The following is a 16,574-nucleotide window of genomic DNA, read 5'->3' on the forward strand; positions in this document are numbered from 1 at the left end:
TCAGCCCTGCAGAGTTTCAAGAAGCTGTTTCATGATGCGCTGCCGCTCATTTTCACTGCTGCTGCCAAGCATCCTGGTTCTGGTTTCATTCAGCTCAGGTGAGTTATCCGTCACGAATCCATTCATCAGCCGGAAGGAAAGTTCTTCGGCCTGGCTTTCCTCCATCCATCCGCGGAGTGATTCTATATCATAATCGGGGTTCAGTTTCAGGACGGCTTTTTCAATAAAACTGAAAATCTCATGTTTCAGACCTGAATCCGTTTCTTCGGATATATCCGTCAGGCGGGTGCCGTCAACAAAATCATACATGGTGAGGGAGCGGAGTTCCTCTGCTGAAAGTTCTGATGCATTCTCACGGAAAGAGTTGCCAAGCCGCTCAGAGGCGATAATCGTCTTTGCTTCTATACGCTCCTTGCCGGTAATTTTACAGACCAGAGTATCTTCGGCGGTATATTCATACTGCTCAACGTACGCAATTACACCAAATTCAGACATGCCGTCATCATCTTCATAAAATACCGCGAACTCTCCCTCCTCCTCAATCATATCTTTCATCAGACTGTATATGGGCTCAGAGTCAATTTCCATGACGATTGAGTTATGCGGCATCAGGACGATATCCATCCGCAGAAGGGGGAGAAATATATCTTTTGCTTCGTCAGCCATCAGTTTCCTTCGTTGAATACGGAACGGACAAAGGCAAATTCATCCGCGGTGAGAGGTTTATCAGCAGCGCTAAGATTCATTTTTACCTGCGCGAGCGACCGGAAGCCGGGGATAACTGCCGCGGTCTGTGTATATACCAATAAATATTGCAGGGCCGCACGGGTAAGGGCTTCCTGAGAATCACCAAAATGCTTTTTAAGAGCTGCTATCTTAGGTTCAAGTTTTGTCAGATTTTCTACGGAGAACCGGGGAGCCGTCTCGCGGTGGTCACCGGGCTCAAATTTTGGAGGATTATCCTTGCTGTATTTTCCGAGAAGAAGCCCCTGCGCAAGGGGTGAAAACGCGATAAATGAAATGCCGAATTCGTCAAGCATTTTTCTGGTGGGGGTGCCTTCGCGGAGGAACTTATCATCAATCGCATTGGCGCTGCTCTGCAGTGTGTCGGGTTTTACCCTGGGGATCAGTTTTACAAAATCATCATGTGAGTAAGCTGACTGTCCGATATATCTGATTTTGCCTTCTTCTTTAAGTTTATACATAACAGCCACTGCGTCATCAAGATACATATCCCCCTGACCGAAATCTCCGTGATGAAAATAATAAAGGTCTATATAATCCCGTTTCAGGTTTATGAGTGACTGCTCGCACTGATGGCGTATGTGCAGCGGTTCATAAGCGTGTTCTGCTGTCCCACGGAACCAGCCGACCTTGGTTGCAATGCTCACCTTATTAGTCAGATTGCCGAGGATGCGCGCGAGCATCATTTCAGCACGTCCGTTGCCATAAACATCCGCGTTGTCAAAATGTGTCACCCCCTGATCTATGGCGTAATGAATTGCTGCCTTTACTTCATTCTCATCCACATTGGCCCAGCCGTTGGGACGTCCGTCAACCCAGTTGAGCCCGCCCATGGTCCAGCAGCCGAGACTGATTTCTGAAATGTGAAAATCTGTTTTTCCTACTTTTCTGTATTTCATTATATATATCCTTGTTACGTCTCAGTGAGGAGCCGGCACGCCGGTCTTCTCAGCAAGTAAATAGATGTATTGTTTCCACGCGGCCGATACTTCACGGTCGCTGAAAATGGTTTTACTTTTCATAATCATAAACTCCGGGTCATGCTCCGGCTTTATCACGGTCTTTTCCCCCCGGAAGGTCTGAAAATATACTTTTCTGATGAAGCTGTAACGAACATAGATTTCATCAGGATAAAAGAAAGACTGTCTGAGGGGTATTACTCTCATTCCGTCATCTTCCATAATGACCTGGCAGGGAACAGAGGCAAATCTGAAATAAAAAAACAGAACGGTGGCGGTTACCAGCGGAGTAAGCACAGCGCTCAGAACGGTAACCAGCTCCATTCTGGCCGTATCTCCTGGGTCTGAAGTCAGAACCAGTATCAGAGGTATCAGCAGCAGAAGCATGGGTACCGTGATCAGAATAAACTGCACAGGATTTTTTGACAAATGAAAAGTGAATTTCATAGATGAAAATATACAAAATAAAAAGGGCTGCCTGAAAGCAGCCCTTGTAAATTAGATTACTGGCGAACCCTGATGTGCAGCTCTTTTAGCTGATGTTCGTCAACCGGGCTGGGGCAGTCATCCATCAGAGAGATGCCTGAGGCGGTTTTGGGGAACGCAATCACTTCACGCAGGGATTGCAGACCGCCGAATATCATAACCAGACGGTCAAACCCGAAGGCAAATCCGCCGTGAGGAGGTGCGCCATATTCAAATGCATTCATCAGGAAGCCGAATTTTTCATGAGCTTCTTCCTCAGAAAGACCGAGTGCCTTAAACATCTGCTGCTGAAGGTCTTTATTATGAATTCTGATGCTTCCGCCTGCTATTTCACTGCCGTTTAGCACCAGGTCATACGCACGGGCGCGAACCCGGCCGGGGTCAGTCTCCATATATGGTAAATCCTCCAGCTTAGGAGAAGTGAAAGGATGATGCATAGCGAACCACCGTTTGCTATCCTCGTCCCACTCAAAGAGAGGGAAGTCAGTGACCCAGAGAAGCTTTGGTTCTGTGTCCGGTTTAATCAGTTCCAGGCGGCGGGCCATTTCAAGACGCAGGGTGCCCATAATATTCAAAGTCTTAAGGCGCGGTCCGGTAAGAATGAAAAGAAGGTCCCCCGGTTTTGCATTCATTGCGGTCACCAGGTTCTTTTGTTCTTCTTCGGTGAAGAATTTCATGGTCGGAGCTTCCAGCCCTTCTTCCTTCACGCGAATCCAGATGAGTCCCCCTGCTCCGTGCTTTTTCACAAAGTCTGTAAGGACATCAAGCTGATTACGGGTATAGTCACCGCATCCCTTTGCATTGAGTCCGGTTATCACACCCTTATTATTGAGTGCATCCTGATATACTTTGAAGGTGGTATTCTTAAATACTTCATTCAGGTTTACCATCTCAAGATCAAAACGCAGATCCGGCTTGTCTGAACCGTAGCGTTCCATAGACTGGTCAAAAGTCAGGCGCGGGATGGGTATCTGGAGCTCCCTGCCCCAGGCATCGCGATAGAGGTTGATCATGAGTCCCTCCACGATTTTGAAGATATCATCCACATCCACAAATGACATCTCCACATCTATCTGGGTGAACTCAGGCTGACGGTCAGCGCGCAAATCCTCATCACGGAAGCACTTTACTATCTGAAAATAGCGGTCAAAACCGGATACCATCAGAATCTGTTTATACTGCTGTGGGGACTGAGGCAGAGCGTAGAACTTACCTTTATGGACCCGGCTCGGAACCAAGAAGTCCCGCGCTCCCTCAGGAGTGCTCTTCATCAGCACCGGAGTTTCGATTTCAACAAAATTGTTTTCGTCAAAGTATTTGCGGACAATCTGAGCCATTTTGTGGCGCAGGAGCATGTTTTTCTGCATATCAGGCCTGCGCAGGTCAAGATAGCGGTACTTAAGCCGCAGTTCTTCAGATGCTTCGCTCTCCTCTTTAATCTGGAACGGAGGCGTTTTTGCCTGATTCAGGATTGTCACTGAATCGCCGAGAACGTCAATCTGTCCAGTCGGTATTACCGGATTTGCAGTTCCTTCCGGTCTTGTGCGTACGGTTCCTTCTATGGAAACCACAAATTCACTGCGCAGATGCTTTGCCGCATGATGCGCTTCCTGGCTGATGTGCGGTTCAAATACAACCTGAGTGATGCCATAACGGTCTCTCAGATCAATAAAAATAACCCCTCCCAGATCGCGCCAGGTATCAACCCAGCCGTTCAGGACAACGCGTTCACCGATATTTGATTCTCTGAGCTCACCGCAGGTGTGAGTTCTGCTCTTAAAAAACATGACTTTCCTTGGGAAATTTTTATCCGTCTCTGTTCTTGAAAATGGGATTCAGGCAGGTTCCGGATTGCAATAAATTTAAAACCGGTGCGCAATTTACGGATTTGCAAGGTGAGTTTGAAGGAAAAAATCGGCTCTCACCTTGCGCAGAATGCGTTTATCCTGTCAAAAACAATCATTTTTTTTGTCCGCTCTTAGAAAACTTGTAATTTAGAGTTGTTGTTAATTTTATTTTGTAACAAAGTGTGTTAAGAAGTTGATGGCCGAGTCTGGTAAATACAACGTTCTGCTCGTAGAAGATAATATTGAAAATAAGGATGTTATCACCTATTTCATAAAAAATATGTGTCAGGTGGATACTGCTCCGGACGGCCCCACTGCTGTTGAAATGGTTAAAAACAAACAGTATGACTGCGTTCTGATGGACATCAACCTTGGGCTGGGTATGAATGGAATTGAGGCAACAAAGAAGATCAGACAGGTGGCCGGCTATGATAAGACGCCGATTATTGCTGTGACTGCTTATGCCATGGTAGGCGACAGGGAGGTTTTCCTTGAAGCCGGATGCACCCATTATATTTCAAAACCTTTCACCAAACAGGAAATTCTCTCTCTTCTTAAGACTGTCCTTGAAGAAGAGGAACACGATACTATCTGATAAGAAAAAGAATTTAAGCCGTCTTCCGCTCCGCGCGGAGTGACGGCTTTTTTATTTTAAATGCCTTCATCCCGGGGATATATAAAGATTCAATGTACAATGTACAATGTACAATGTACAATGTACAATGAATACTCTCAAAAACTCTCGTAGATTATGCAGATGGAACACCACATCGTACAGACAGATGACAATCTGTCTTCATCCCAACATTATATACTACGCAATTAGCACGCGGATGATACTGATGCTGACGCAGCACGGATTAAAACGGATCGGAAAATTTTTTGCTGAGTTGTGCGGTCTTTAGGTCCCTGTCCCCCGAGCGAAGCCGAGGGGTAAAAGTTTCCCGCGGATTATGCAGATGAACGCAGATATATAAATCCCCGCCACAGTGTTTATATTCCCTGCTAATTACTAATTTCTAACTACTAATTACTAATTATTTGGTGATATATAAACCCCGGTGCAGTGTATATATCCTTTACTAATTACTAACTGCTAATTACTAATTAGTTTACTCTGTCTTCCGGAAAATCCTGTTCTTAAGACTGTCTAACTCTTTTTTATCTGAAGAAGACATCTTAAACATCAGTGGATCGGTTTGTTCCTTCTTCAATGAGTCTGCAATGGCAGGTTTTGATGCTGCTCCGCGTGCTGTGAATCCGGATGGATCGGGGTCTGCCGGTGTTGTGGTAAGTTCCGGACCGGTTCCCTTACTGTTGTTACCGGATGAGGCAAGATTATCCTGCGTTCCTTCGGCTGGCGTATTATCAGGCACCGGAGGAGGCGGTACGGTTATATCGTCCGTACTTACGGCGATTACATCAGGACGTTCTTTAAGAGACTGATTCCAGGGATTGGCTTCATCACCGCTGCCCGGTCTGACCATCACAAAGGCGATCACTGCAACGGCGAGTCCTGCAGCCGGCCAGAGTATCAGTTTAGAAAATATTTTTGAAAAGAAACTCTCCTCCTGCTTTTTCTCCTTGTGGGCCTCCTGATTAATTCTTCTCATCAGGTCAGCTTCAAAGCGCGGAGGGGCATCCACTTTTTTCAGCGATTTAAGCTGACGGATTACTCCTTCAAATTCCTTTTCATCTTCGTGTAAATGATTATTCATGATAAAACCTAATCGTTCCTTAATTCCTTTAATAACTCCTTAAGCCGGGCTCTTCCGCGGTTGATACGTGATTTTACCGTACCTACTTCCAGTTTAAGCATCTCGGCGATTTCTTCGTAAGAGAGTTCTTGTATATCCCGGAGGATAACTGCCTCGCGGTACACCTCGTTGAGCTGCATCAGCGCATCCTGGATCATGGTGTCCATAATACCGCTGTCGGTCAGTGTATCCGGTGTATGTCCCGAATCAGGAAGATCCATTGTTTCGTTTTCATCTCCGTAGGAGTTAATCGAAACAATTCTGCGCCGTTTCTTTTTCAGCAGTTCTGTTTTTGCCAGGTTTCCCGCGATGGTATAAACCCATGTCGAGAATTTTGCGATCGTTTTATAGGTGTGCTTGTTTTTGTACACCTTAATAAACGTTTCCTGAACAACATCAGCCGTTGCCTCATAATCCCCGAGATAACGAAACACAAAGTTCGTCAGGGGATTTTTATAGCGCTGAACAAGAATCTCAAAAGCACGGACGGTCTCCTGCTGCTGAAATTCCAGGATCAGTTCTTCGTCGGTCAGCGAGTAAAGATTTCTCTCTGTCAACTCCGGTTATACTTCCATTTGGTTAAAAAAGTTTCAGGATGATTTCTGCTGCCCATCAGCCGGAATCAGGTCACACGAAAACCTGCCTTTTGAAAGCAAACAGAGCCGAAAATTACGGAAAATAAGGGTTTTATAATAATGTATTCTGCCACCGGTTCACCTCCTCCGACGGGTCGGAGCGGTTACCGGAATCAGCGCGGTCCCCGAGCGGTCCTCGGCTACGCTCGGACACCGGAATTTGGGCGGTTCACCTCGACTCCGCTCGGTGACCGGAATCTAGGCGTTCCCCGAGCGAAGTCGAGGGGTGGTTCTCGAGCGGTCCTCGGCTACTCGGCCCCCGAGCGAAGTCGAAGGGCGGACACCAAAGCAGAGGGATGGAGACCAAAGTCGAAGGGTGGTCCCCGAGCGGAGTCGAGGGGGAATTTCCTTGAAAACAGCAGTATTATTCCGCTTAAAACACGGATAAGGAAAAGGAAATTTTTTATCTTTGGGATGTGAATAATTATTATGGAATTTTCTGAAAAACAGCGGTTTAGCAAGTATTGATGCGTATCTGAAGGAGAAAATCACCTCCGATGGCGCTGCTTATCTTATTCTGATTGACCCCGATAAGATCACTACAGAAGAAACTCCCCGCTTCATTCGCGATTGTGAGGAAGCCGGAGTGGATGGTTTTCTGATAGGGGGCTCTCTGATGATGCATGGTGACCTGGACAAAGCTATCAGCGATGTTAAGGAATGTACCAAACTGCCGGTAATTATCTTTCCGGGAAGCATTAATCAGGTCAGCGCCAAAGCCGATGCTATACTTTTTATCTCATTGATCAGCGGAAGAAATCCCGAGCATCTGATAGGCAAGCATGTGATGGCTGCTCCGCTGATAAAGCGCTACGGACTTGAACCCCTCCCGACCGGATATATGCTGATTGAGTCGGGCGCCAAGACCACTGCAGAATATATCAGCGGAAGTTCCCCCATACCGCGCAATAAGCCGGAGATAGCTGCTGCCACTGCCTTAGCTGCACAGTTTATGGGGATGCGGTATGTCTATCTTGAGGCCGGCTCGGGAGCAGAGCGGCCGGTACCGTTCGAAATGGTGAGGTTAGTAAGTGAAATGGTGGATATACCGGTCATAGCAGGGGGCGGAATACGCAATGCAGAAACCGCCGCGGAGATGGTCCGCAGCGGCGCAAAAATTATCGTAACGGGGAATTATTTTGAATCACCGGAAAACAGGCCCCGGTTAAAAGAGTTCAGCAGAGCAATTAAAGGGAAGTGACCGGGTATATATACTCAGTCATCTTTCCTTCTGTAGTCATCATCAAACTCATCATCGTCAAAATCCTCTTCGTCATATTCATCTAACGGCAGATCCTCTTCAAGATCAGGATCTATATCCTCATCCTCGCTCTTTACCGGTTTCTTTTTTGTGCGGAGCGCTGAGGCCTCTTCCTCGGCTTTGGTGAGCGCTTCAATAAAAGTCTCCACCGGCTGCGCACCGCTTACGGCAAACTTATTATTAAAGATGAAGAAAGGAACGGCACGGACTCCGGTTCCCTTTGCCGCGCTTTCCGCATAACGGAGCTCTTCGGAGAAAGTCTCGTCATCCAGACAGGCCTTGGCTTCTGAGCGGTCGAGCCCGGCAGTTTCGGCAACATCGAGGATGTTTTCCTCCTTGCTCAGGTCAATACCGTTAACGAAGAATGCATCAAAAAATTTCACCTGAAGCTCGTTCCCCAGGTTTTCCATCTGTGCCAGAGCCAGAAGTTTGTGCAGCCGGAAGGTATTTGGCTGGACTTTCTGAGCGGTCAGATTGAAGTGTATTCCGGCTTTTTCAGCCATTTCAACCACCACTTTTTCGGCTTTTTCAACCTTTTCGGGACTGCCGAATTTGGCGTTCATGTGCTGGATGCGGTCAACGCCGGCTTCATCCAGATCGGGATTTAACTGAAAAGGATGCCAGCGGATGACAGGGTCAAGACCGGTTTTTTTAATTGCGCGTTCAAGATGGGTCTTGCCGATATAACAGAATGGGCAGACCACATCGGATATAATGTCTATTTCTACTTGTGCCATGGTAATAAAATTTAATAATCAGTATGTAAATGTACGATGAAAAATTGATTCCGGGAGGTGCAGATTCTGATCACGGATTAACAGATTGCACGGATTATTGACCGCGGAATTAACGGATTATGCTGATGGCAGGGAGTTTTTTTTCCAGTAGGGTTCTTTGCAGGCAAGCTTTTATCTATTTCAGATACATAATCTTTTGTGAGTAGATACCAGATTCTGTTATCAGCGAAGCAATATATATGCCGGAGGCCGGAAACCCGCTCACCATGACCGTGTGATAACCGGCCGGGTATTTCCCTTTAGCCAGTGTGCGTATTTCACTCCCTTCTATGGAATAGATTTTCAGAGAAATACTCATTTCATCCGGCAACCGGAATGAAAGGGTTGTCTCAGGATTAAAAGGGTTGGGATAGTTCTGATAAAATTCGATTTCTTTTGGAAATTCCACCGATGATTCTTCTTTTGTGCCTGTTAAAACTGAATCTCCGTTTTCATCAATTATCAGTCTGCTTACATAATACTTAAACACACTGTCATAATTTGCAATAAAGATCATCTTTTTGCGATCGGGAGTAAGATAGGGGAAATATTCTGATCTTCCGGCATATTCTCCAATTTGATATAAACTGTCTGACATCCTGCTTAAATTCAATACTTTGAGTTCCTTTGCAGCAGTTATTGTATCAGATATATATTGTAAATAGATATCGTTATTTATCATAGAGCCGGTAGCCAGATATGCCCGTAATCCATTCTTATACAGCCATATTCCATCAAACCACCAAAGTCCTTTCCCGGGCTTTGGATACTCATAATTGGGAACCATTTACCATTGACCATTCTTGCAAGCCGGGTTCGCCCTCTCCACAACAAACATTGTGCTGTCGTTCAGAAAATTGATACAGTACCAGTAGGGGTTAACATTGAAACCGTTGTCATAAAAAACCTCAGGAGTGCCCCACACGCCTGTTGAATCATTAAACCGGCATTTATACATCTTGAAGCTGCGTAAATCGGTAAAATACAGGGTTTTTTTGTCAGGGGTTAAAACAGGATAGTCTGGTGAATAGTTGGGAATTCCATAGAGAGGACTCAGCATCTTCGGCCCCTGCCAGTTACCGGCTGAATCCTTGTAGATAAAATAAACATACTGAAATCCGTAAAGCAGAGTATCACCGGTGGAAGTAAGACTAAATGGGCTGTATGGTAATTGCGCCAAACTATCCGGGAGCAGTTTTTCCGGTTTGCTCCACACCTCCGGGGCCAGAGGGTAAGTGAACTGTGCAAACAGGGAAATACCTGAGAGCAGAAATGTGAATACTATTTTAGACAGCATTGGTATTTGCCACTTTCGTTACGGCTAACCGCGAACATAAGGAACAGTAAAGAAAAAGAATACTATGGCGGTTAGAACTATGCGCAACATTTTTCCTCCTATTTTATGTGAAGTATCTTTTGTGAGTAGATGCCTGATACTGTTATAAGTGATGCAATATATATGCCTGACGCCGGAAACCCGCTCACCCTGACCGTGTGATATCCAGCCGGGTATTTCCCTTTAGCCAGTGTGCGTATTTCACTCCCGTCTATGGAATAGATTTTCAGAGAAATACTCATTTCATCCGGCAACCGGAAGGAAAGGGTTGTCTCAGGGTTAAAAGGATTTGGGTAGTTCTGATAAAATTCGATTTCTTTTGGAAATTCCACCGATGATTCTTCTTTTGTGCCTGTTAAAACCGAATCTCCGTTTTCATCAATTATCAGTCTGCTTACATAATACTTAAACACACTGTCATAATTTGCAATAAAAACCATCTTTTTCCTGTCGGCACTCAGATAGGGGAAATATTCTGATCTCCCTGCATATTCCCCAATTTGATATAAACTGTCTGACATTGTACTTAAATTTAATATTGTCGTCATCAGGATTGAAGTATCTGAATCATTCATATACTTTAACAATATATCAAAGTTTTGAGTTTGCCCTAATGAGTAGTATGCACGAAAACCAGTATGATTTAACCAAATACCATTACTCCAGAATAAACCCTGTCCGGGCTTTGGATACTCATAATTTGGGAACCATTTACCATTGACCATTCTTGCAAGCCGGGTTCGCCCCTCTCCCACAACAAACATTGTGCTGTCGTTCAGAAAATTGATACAGTACCAGCGTGGGTTTACATTAAAGCCATTATCATAAAAAACTTCAGGAGTGCCCCACACGCCTGTTGAATCATTAAACCGGCATTTATACATTCTAAAACTCCGTAAATCGGTGAAATACAGGGTCTTTTTGTCAGGGGTTAAAACAGGATAGTCTGGTGAATAGTTGGGGATTCCATAGAGAGGACTCAGTTTCTTCGGCCCCTGCCAGTTTCCGGCTGAATCCTTGTAGATAAAATAAACATACTGAAATCCGTAAAGCAGAGTATCACCTGTGGCAGTAAGACTAAATGGGCTGTATGGTAATTGCGCCAAACTATCCGGGAGAAGTTTTTCCGGTTTGCTCCACACCTCCGGAGCCAAGGGGTAAGTGAACTGAGCAAACAGGGAAATACCTGAGAGCAGAAATGTGAATACTATTTTAGACAGCATTGGTATTTGCCACTTTCGTTACGGCTAACCGTGAACATAAGGAACGGTAAAGAAAAAGAATACTATGGCTGTTAGAACTATGCGCAACATTTTTCCTCCTATTTTATGTGAAGTATCTTTTGTGCGTAGATACCTGATTCTGTTATCAGTGAAGCAATATATATGCCGGAGGCCGGAAACCCGCTCACCCTGACCGTATGATAACCGGCCGGGTATCTCCCATTAGCCAGTGAGCTTATTTCTCTTCCATCTACTGAGTAGATCTTCAGAGAGATACTCATTTCATTTGGCAACCGGAAGGACAGTGTTGTCTCAGGATTAAAAGGGTTAGGGTAGTTTTGATAAAATTTGATTTCTTTTGGATATTCCACCGATGATTCTTCTTTTGTGCCTGTTAAAACTGAATCTCCGTTTTCATCAATTATCAGTCTGCTTACATAATACTTAAACACACTGTCATAATTTGCAATAAAGATCATCTTTTTGCGATCGGGAGTAAGATAGGGGAAATATTCTGATCTCCCTGCATATTCCCCAATTTGATATAGACTGTCTGACATCCTGCTTAAATTCAATACTTTGAGTTCCTTTGCAGCAGTAATTGTATCAGATATATATTGTAAATAGATATCGTTATTTATCATAGAGCCGGTAGCCAGATATGCCCGTAATCCATTCTTATACAGCCATATTCCATCAAACCACCAAAGTCCTTTCCCGGGCTTTGGATACTCATAATTTGGGAACCATTTACCATTGACCATTCTTGCGAGGCGGGTTCGTTCTTCTCCGACTACAAACATTGTGCTGTCGTTCAGAAAATTGATACAGTACCAGCGTGGGTTTACATTAAAGCCATTATCATAAAAAACTTCAGGAGTGCCCCACACGCCTGTTGAATCATTAAACCGGCATTTATACATCTTGAAGCTGCGTAAATCGGTGAAATACAGGGTCTTTTTGTCAGGGGTTAATACCGGGTAATCTGGTGAATAAGCAGGAATGCCATAGAGAGGACTCAGCTTCTTCGGCCCCTGCCAGTTACCGGCTGAATCCTTGTAGATAAAATAAACATACTGATATCCATAAAGAAGGGTATCTCCTGTTGTTGTCAGCGTAAAACGATTAAATCGTATATGCGCCATACTATCCGGGAGCAGTTTTTCCGGTTTGCTCCACACCTCCGGAGCCAGGGGGTAAGTGAACTGAGCAAACAGGGAAATACCTGAGAGCAGAAATGTGAATACTATTTTGGACAGCATTGGTATTTGCCACTTTCGTTACGGCTAACCGCGAACATGAGGAACAGTAAAGAAAAAGAAAACAAGGATTGTTAGAATTATGCGCAACACTTTTCCACCTATTTTATGTGAAGTATTTTTTGTGAGTAGATACCAGATTCTGTTATCAGCGAAGCAATATATATGCCGGAGGCCGGAAACCCGCTCACCCTGACCGTATGATAACCGGCCGGGTATCTCCCTTTAGCCAGTGTGTTTATTATACTCCCGTCTATGGAATAGATTTTCAGAGAAATACTCATCTCATCCGGCAACCGGAATGACAGGGTTGTCTCAGGATTAAAAGGGTTGGGGTAATTTTGATAAAATTCGATTTCTTTTGGATAGTCCTCTGATGATTCTTCTTTTGTGCCTGTTAAAACTGAATCTCCGTTTTCATCAATTATCAGTCTGCTTATATAATACTTGGATACACTATCATAATTTGCAATAAAGACCATCTTTTTACGGTCGGGGGTAAGATAGGGGAAACTTTCTTCTCTTCCTTTGTAATGACCGGATAAAAACAGACTGTCCGATTCTGAGCTGATGTTGAGTATTTTCGTTTCGGCAGATGTGGTAACGGTATCATAAATATATCTAATGTATAGTTGCCTGTTAAAAGTAGTCGTTCCGCTTGAGCTAAAGTATGCCCTCATGCCTGATTTAAACAACCAAGAACCATGTCCCCAGGCAAGTCCAAATCCGGGATTTGGATACTCATAATTTGGAAACCATTTACCATTGACCATTCTTGCGAGGCGGGTTCGCCCCTCTCCCACAACAAACATTGTGCTGTCGTTCAGAAAATTGATACAGTACCAGTAGGGGTTAACATTGAAACCGTTGTCATAAAAAACCTCAGGAGCGCCCCATACCCCCGTTGTATCATTAAACCGGCATTTATACATTCTAAAACTCCGTAAATCTGTGAAATACAGGGTTTTTTTGTCAGGGGTTAATACCGGGTAATCTGGTGAATAAGCAGGAATGCCATAGAGAGGACTCAGCTTCTTCGGCCCCTGCCAGTTACCGGCTGAATCCTTGTAGATAAAATAAACATACTGATATCCATAAAGAAGGGTATCTCCTGTTGTTGTCAGCGTAAAACGATTAAATCGTAAATGCGCCAAACTATCCGGGAGCAGTTTCTCCGGTTTGCTCCACACCTCCGGGGCCAGGGGGTAAGTGAACTGAGCAAACAGGGAAATACCTGAGAGCAACAATGTGAATACTATTTTAGACAGCATTGGTATTTGCCACTTTCGTTACGGCTAATCGTGAACATAAGGAACGGTAAAGAAAAAGAAATCCACGATTGTCAAAACTATATGTAACATTTTTCCTCCTATTTTATGTGAAGTATCTTTTGTGAATAGATACCAGATTCTGTTATCAGCGAAGCAATATATATGCCGGAGGCCGGAAACCCGCTCACCCTGACCGTATGATAACCGGCCGGGTATCTCCCTTTGGCCAGTGTGCGTATTTCACTCCCGTCTATGGAATAGATTTTCAGAGAAATACTCATTTCATTTGGCAACCGGAAGGACAGTGTTGTCTCAGGATTAAAAGGGTTAGGGTAGTTTTGATAAAATTTGATTTCTTTTGGATATTCCGCCGATGATTCTTCTTTTGTGCCTGTTAAAACCGAATCTCCGTTTTCATCAATTATCAGTCTGCTTACATAATACTTAAACACACTGTCATAATTTGCAATAAAGATCATCTTTTTTCGATCGGGAGTAAGATAGGGGAAAGTTTCCTCCCTTCCTTTATACTGCCCGGATAAAAACAGACTGTCCGATTCTGTGCTGATGTTGAGTATTTTTGTTTCCGCGGATGTACTAACGGTATCATAAATATATCTAATATATAGCTGCCTGTTAAAAGTATTCGATCCGCTTGAGCTAAAGTATGCTCGCATTCCTGTATTAAATAGCCATGAACCATGAATCCAAGACAGTCCAAATCCGGGATTTGGATACTCATAATTTGGAAACCATTTACCATTGACCATTCTTGCAAGCCGGGTTCGTTCCTCCCCGACAACAAACATGGTGCTGTCGTTCAGAAAATTGATACAGTACCAGTAGGGGTTAACATTGAAACCGTTGTCATAAAAAACCTCAGGAGTGCCCCACACACCTGTTGAATCATTAAACCGGCATTTATACATCTTGAAGCTGCGTAAATCGGTAAAATACAGGGTTTTTTTGTCAGGGGTTAAAACAGGATAGTCTGGTGAATAGTTGGGAATTCCATAGAGAGGACTCAGCATCTTCGGCCCCTGCCAGTTACCGGCTGAATCCTTGTAGATAAAATAAACATACTGAAATCCGTAAAGCAGAGTATCACCGGTGGAAGTAAGACTAAATGGGCTGTATGGTAATTGCGCCAAACTATCCGGGAGCAGTTTTTCCGGTTTGCTCCACACCTCCGGGGCCAGAGGGTAAGTGAACTGTGCAAACAGGGAAATACCTGAGAGCAGAAATGTGAATACTATTTTAGACAGCATTGGTATTTGCCACTTTCGTTACGGCTAACCGCGAACATAAGGAACAGTAAAGAAAAAGAATACTATGGCGGTTAGAACTATGCGCAACATTTTTCCTCCTATTTTATGTGAAGTATCTTTTGTGAGTAGATGCCTGATCTTTGTTATAAGTGATGCAATATATATGCCTGACGCCGGAAACCCGCTCACCCTGACCGTGTGATATCCAGCCGGGTATTTCCCTTTAGCCAGTGTGCGTATTTCACTCCCGTCTATGGAATAGATTTTCAGAGAAATACTCATTTCATCCGGCAACCGGAAGGAAAGGGTTGTCTCAGGGTTAAAAGGATTTGGGTAGTTCTGATAAAATTCGATTTCTTTTGGAAATTCCACCGATGATTCTTCTTTTGTGCCTGTTAAAACCGAATCTCCGTTTTCATCAATTATCAGTCTGCTTACATAATACTTAAACACACTGTCATAATTTGCAATAAAGATCATCTTTTTGCGATCGGGAGTAAGATAGGGGAAATATTCTGATCTTCCGGCATATTCCCCAATTTGATATAAACTGTCTGACATCCTGCTTAAATTCAATACTTTGAGTTCCTTTGCAGCAGTTATTGTATCAGATATATATTGTAAATAGATATCGTTATTTATCATAGAGCCGGTAGCCAGATATGCCCGTAATCCATTCTTATACAGCCATATTCCATCAAACCACCAAAGTCCTTTCCCGGGCTTTGGATACTCATAATTTGGGAACCATTTACCATTGACCATTCTTGCAAGCCGGGTTCGCCCCTCTCCCACAACAAACATTGTGCTGTCGTTCAGAAAATTGATACAGTACCAGTAGGGGTTAACATTGAAACCGTTGTCATAAAAAACCTCAGGAGTGCCCCACACACCTGTTGAATCATTAAACCGGCATTTATACATCTTGAAGCTGCGTAAATCGGTAAAATACAGGGTTTTTTTGTCAGGGGTTAAAACAGGATAGTCTGGTGAATAGTTGGGAATTCCATAGAGAGGACTCAGCATCTTCGGCCCCTGCCAGTTACCGGCTGAATCCTTGTAGATAAAATAAACATACTGAAATCCGTAAAGCAGAGTATCACCTGTGGAAGTAAGACTAAACGGGTTGTATGGTAATTGCGCCAAACTATCCGGGAGCAGTTTCTCCGGTTTGCTCCACACCTCCGGAGCCAGGGGGTAAGTGAACTGAGCAAACAGGGAAATACCTGAGAGCAGAAATGTGAATACTATTTTAGACACGATTAGTATTCCTCCTAATCCTGAAGAATTATTATAATCAGAGAACCCAATTTTCTGCGTTTTAGAGCACGATAAGTCCAGAAAAACAGGGAGAGTACCTGAAATTAAGAGGCAGTACCTGAAAACCGCCTGCTGCCCATTAACTATGGAAGAAAATTAATAAACGTTTTGCAAACTTCCAAGCAAGGGCCGCGGACTAGACGGATTGTACCAATTTTGAACACGAATTGCACTAATTCCGAACACGAATTGCACTAATTCCGAACACGAATTGCACTAATTCCGAACACGAATTGCACTAATTCCGAACACGAATTGCACTAATTACGAACACGAATTGCACTAATTACGAACACGAATTGCACTAATTACGAACACGAATTGCACTAATTACGAACACGAATTGCACTAATTCCGAACACGAATTACACTAATTAAAAACACGAATTGTACTAAATGTTCAAATATAATTCGTGTTAATTAGTGTTCTCA

At 44.0% G+C, this 16,574-nt stretch carries 16 protein-coding genes; 2 read left to right on the top strand and 14 right to left on the bottom strand.

All coding sequences use genetic code 11. From position 1 onward, the window contains the following. The 4 genes from HRU80_04650 to aspS form a co-directional block, all read right to left on the bottom strand. A complete protein-coding gene (locus HRU80_04650; protein ID QOJ28203.1) occupies positions 1 to 666 on the bottom strand; it encodes a hypothetical protein in 666 nt (221 codons plus the stop codon). Further along, complete coding sequence (locus tag HRU80_04655; protein QOJ28204.1) at positions 666 to 1,643, bottom strand: aldo/keto reductase; 978 nt, start codon at positions 1,641 to 1,643, stop codon at positions 666 to 668. The genes HRU80_04650 and HRU80_04655 overlap by 1 nt, the downstream gene beginning before the upstream one ends. 21 nt (positions 1,644 to 1,664) lie before the next feature. Further along, complete coding sequence (locus HRU80_04660) at positions 1,665 to 2,117, bottom strand: hypothetical protein (protein ID QOJ28205.1); 453 nt, start codon at positions 2,115 to 2,117, stop codon at positions 1,665 to 1,667. 89 nt (positions 2,118 to 2,206) lie between these two features. Continuing rightward, positions 2,207 to 3,976, bottom strand: coding sequence for an aspartate--tRNA ligase (aspS, locus tag HRU80_04665; GenBank protein QOJ28206.1), 1,770 nt, complete (start codon positions 3,974 to 3,976; stop codon positions 2,207 to 2,209). Positions 3,977 to 4,232: 256 nt separating this feature from the next. Between aspS and HRU80_04670 the strand changes: the two genes are divergently transcribed. Beyond that, a complete protein-coding gene (locus tag HRU80_04670; GenBank protein ID QOJ28207.1) occupies positions 4,233 to 4,631 on the top strand; it encodes a response regulator in 399 nt (132 codons plus the stop codon). Between the two features lie 517 nt (positions 4,632 to 5,148). Here HRU80_04670 and HRU80_04675 read toward each other — a convergent pair. Together HRU80_04675 and HRU80_04680 are read right to left on the bottom strand one after the other, a co-directional pair. Next, complete coding sequence (locus HRU80_04675) at positions 5,149 to 5,754, bottom strand: hypothetical protein (GenBank protein QOJ28208.1); 606 nt, start codon at positions 5,752 to 5,754, stop codon at positions 5,149 to 5,151. Between the two features lie 8 nt (positions 5,755 to 5,762). Further along, positions 5,763 to 6,326, bottom strand: a complete 564-nt coding sequence (locus HRU80_04680; protein ID QOJ30453.1) for a sigma-70 family RNA polymerase sigma factor — start codon at positions 6,324 to 6,326, stop codon at positions 5,763 to 5,765. A 565-nt stretch (positions 6,327 to 6,891) separates the two neighbouring features. Here HRU80_04680 and HRU80_04685 point away from each other — a divergent pair. Beyond that, the gene (locus HRU80_04685; protein ID QOJ30454.1) at positions 6,892 to 7,629 is read left to right on the top strand and encodes a geranylgeranylglyceryl/heptaprenylglyceryl phosphate synthase; all 738 of its coding nucleotides are present in this window, start codon (positions 6,892 to 6,894) and stop codon (positions 7,627 to 7,629) included. A gap of 14 nt (positions 7,630 to 7,643) precedes the next feature. Here HRU80_04685 and HRU80_04690 read toward each other — a convergent pair whose 3' ends face one another. The 8 genes from HRU80_04690 to HRU80_04725 form a co-directional block, all read right to left on the bottom strand. After that, a complete protein-coding gene (locus HRU80_04690) occupies positions 7,644 to 8,426 on the bottom strand; it encodes a DsbA family oxidoreductase (GenBank protein QOJ28209.1) in 783 nt (260 codons plus the stop codon). Between the two features lie 175 nt (positions 8,427 to 8,601). Then, positions 8,602 to 9,252, bottom strand: a complete 651-nt coding sequence (locus HRU80_04695; GenBank protein ID QOJ28210.1) for a T9SS type A sorting domain-containing protein — start codon at positions 9,250 to 9,252, stop codon at positions 8,602 to 8,604. Next, positions 9,253 to 9,762 (bottom strand): hypothetical protein, encoded by a 510-nt coding sequence (locus HRU80_04700; GenBank protein QOJ28211.1) that lies wholly within the window; start codon positions 9,760 to 9,762, stop codon positions 9,253 to 9,255. 98 nt (positions 9,763 to 9,860) lie between these two features. Continuing rightward, positions 9,861 to 11,024 carry a T9SS type A sorting domain-containing protein gene (locus HRU80_04705; GenBank protein ID QOJ28212.1) on the bottom strand — a complete coding sequence of 388 codons (1,164 nt, stop codon included), beginning with the start codon at positions 11,022 to 11,024 and terminating at the stop codon, positions 9,861 to 9,863. A gap of 98 nt (positions 11,025 to 11,122) precedes the next feature. After that, the gene (locus HRU80_04710; protein ID QOJ28213.1) at positions 11,123 to 12,286 is read right to left on the bottom strand and encodes a T9SS type A sorting domain-containing protein; all 1,164 of its coding nucleotides are present in this window, start codon (positions 12,284 to 12,286) and stop codon (positions 11,123 to 11,125) included. 98 nt (positions 12,287 to 12,384) lie between these two features. Beyond that, complete coding sequence (locus HRU80_04715; GenBank protein QOJ28214.1) at positions 12,385 to 13,554, bottom strand: T9SS type A sorting domain-containing protein; 1,170 nt, start codon at positions 13,552 to 13,554, stop codon at positions 12,385 to 12,387. Between the two features lie 98 nt (positions 13,555 to 13,652). Further along, positions 13,653 to 14,822 carry a T9SS type A sorting domain-containing protein gene (locus HRU80_04720; GenBank protein ID QOJ28215.1) on the bottom strand — a complete coding sequence of 390 codons (1,170 nt, stop codon included), beginning with the start codon at positions 14,820 to 14,822 and terminating at the stop codon, positions 13,653 to 13,655. A 24-nt stretch (positions 14,823 to 14,846) separates the two neighbouring features. Continuing rightward, positions 14,847 to 16,082, bottom strand: a complete 1,236-nt coding sequence (locus HRU80_04725) for a T9SS type A sorting domain-containing protein (protein ID QOJ28216.1) — start codon at positions 16,080 to 16,082, stop codon at positions 14,847 to 14,849. Between the last annotated feature and the right edge of the window lie 492 nt (positions 16,083 to 16,574).

It is taken from the genome of Ignavibacteriales bacterium (assembly GCA_015709675.1).
Lineage (GTDB): Bacteria > Bacteroidota > Ignavibacteria > Ignavibacteriales > Ignavibacteriaceae > H2-BAC3.

What these genes read in the sequence shown, in the direction of transcription:
- HRU80_04695 (QOJ28210.1), bottom strand. Translation starts at nt 9,252, where the DNA reads ATGGTTCCCAATTATGAGTATCCAAAGCCCGGGAAAGGACTTTGGTGG.
- HRU80_04690 (QOJ28209.1), bottom strand. Translation starts at nt 8,426, where the DNA reads ATGGCACAAGTAGAAATAGACATTATATCCGATGTGGTCTGCCCATTC.
- HRU80_04650 (QOJ28203.1), bottom strand. Translation starts at nt 666, where the DNA reads ATGGCTGACGAAGCAAAAGATATATTTCTCCCCCTTCTGCGGATGGAT.
- HRU80_04705 (QOJ28212.1), bottom strand. Translation starts at nt 11,024, where the DNA reads ATGCTGTCTAAAATAGTATTCACATTTCTGCTCTCAGGTATTTCCCTG.
- HRU80_04715 (QOJ28214.1), bottom strand. Translation starts at nt 13,554, where the DNA reads ATGCTGTCTAAAATAGTATTCACATTGTTGCTCTCAGGTATTTCCCTG.
- HRU80_04710 (QOJ28213.1), bottom strand. Translation starts at nt 12,286, where the DNA reads ATGCTGTCCAAAATAGTATTCACATTTCTGCTCTCAGGTATTTCCCTG.
- HRU80_04700 (QOJ28211.1), bottom strand. Translation starts at nt 9,762, where the DNA reads ATGCTGTCTAAAATAGTATTCACATTTCTGCTCTCAGGTATTTCCCTG.
- HRU80_04720 (QOJ28215.1), bottom strand. Translation starts at nt 14,822, where the DNA reads ATGCTGTCTAAAATAGTATTCACATTTCTGCTCTCAGGTATTTCCCTG.
- HRU80_04655 (QOJ28204.1), bottom strand. Translation starts at nt 1,643, where the DNA reads ATGAAATACAGAAAAGTAGGAAAAACAGATTTTCACATTTCAGAAATC.
- aspS (QOJ28206.1), bottom strand. Translation starts at nt 3,976, where the DNA reads ATGTTTTTTAAGAGCAGAACTCACACCTGCGGTGAGCTCAGAGAATCA.
- HRU80_04670 (QOJ28207.1), top strand. Translation starts at nt 4,233, where the DNA reads ATGGCCGAGTCTGGTAAATACAACGTTCTGCTCGTAGAAGATAATATT.
- HRU80_04675 (QOJ28208.1), bottom strand. Translation starts at nt 5,754, where the DNA reads ATGAATAATCATTTACACGAAGATGAAAAGGAATTTGAAGGAGTAATC.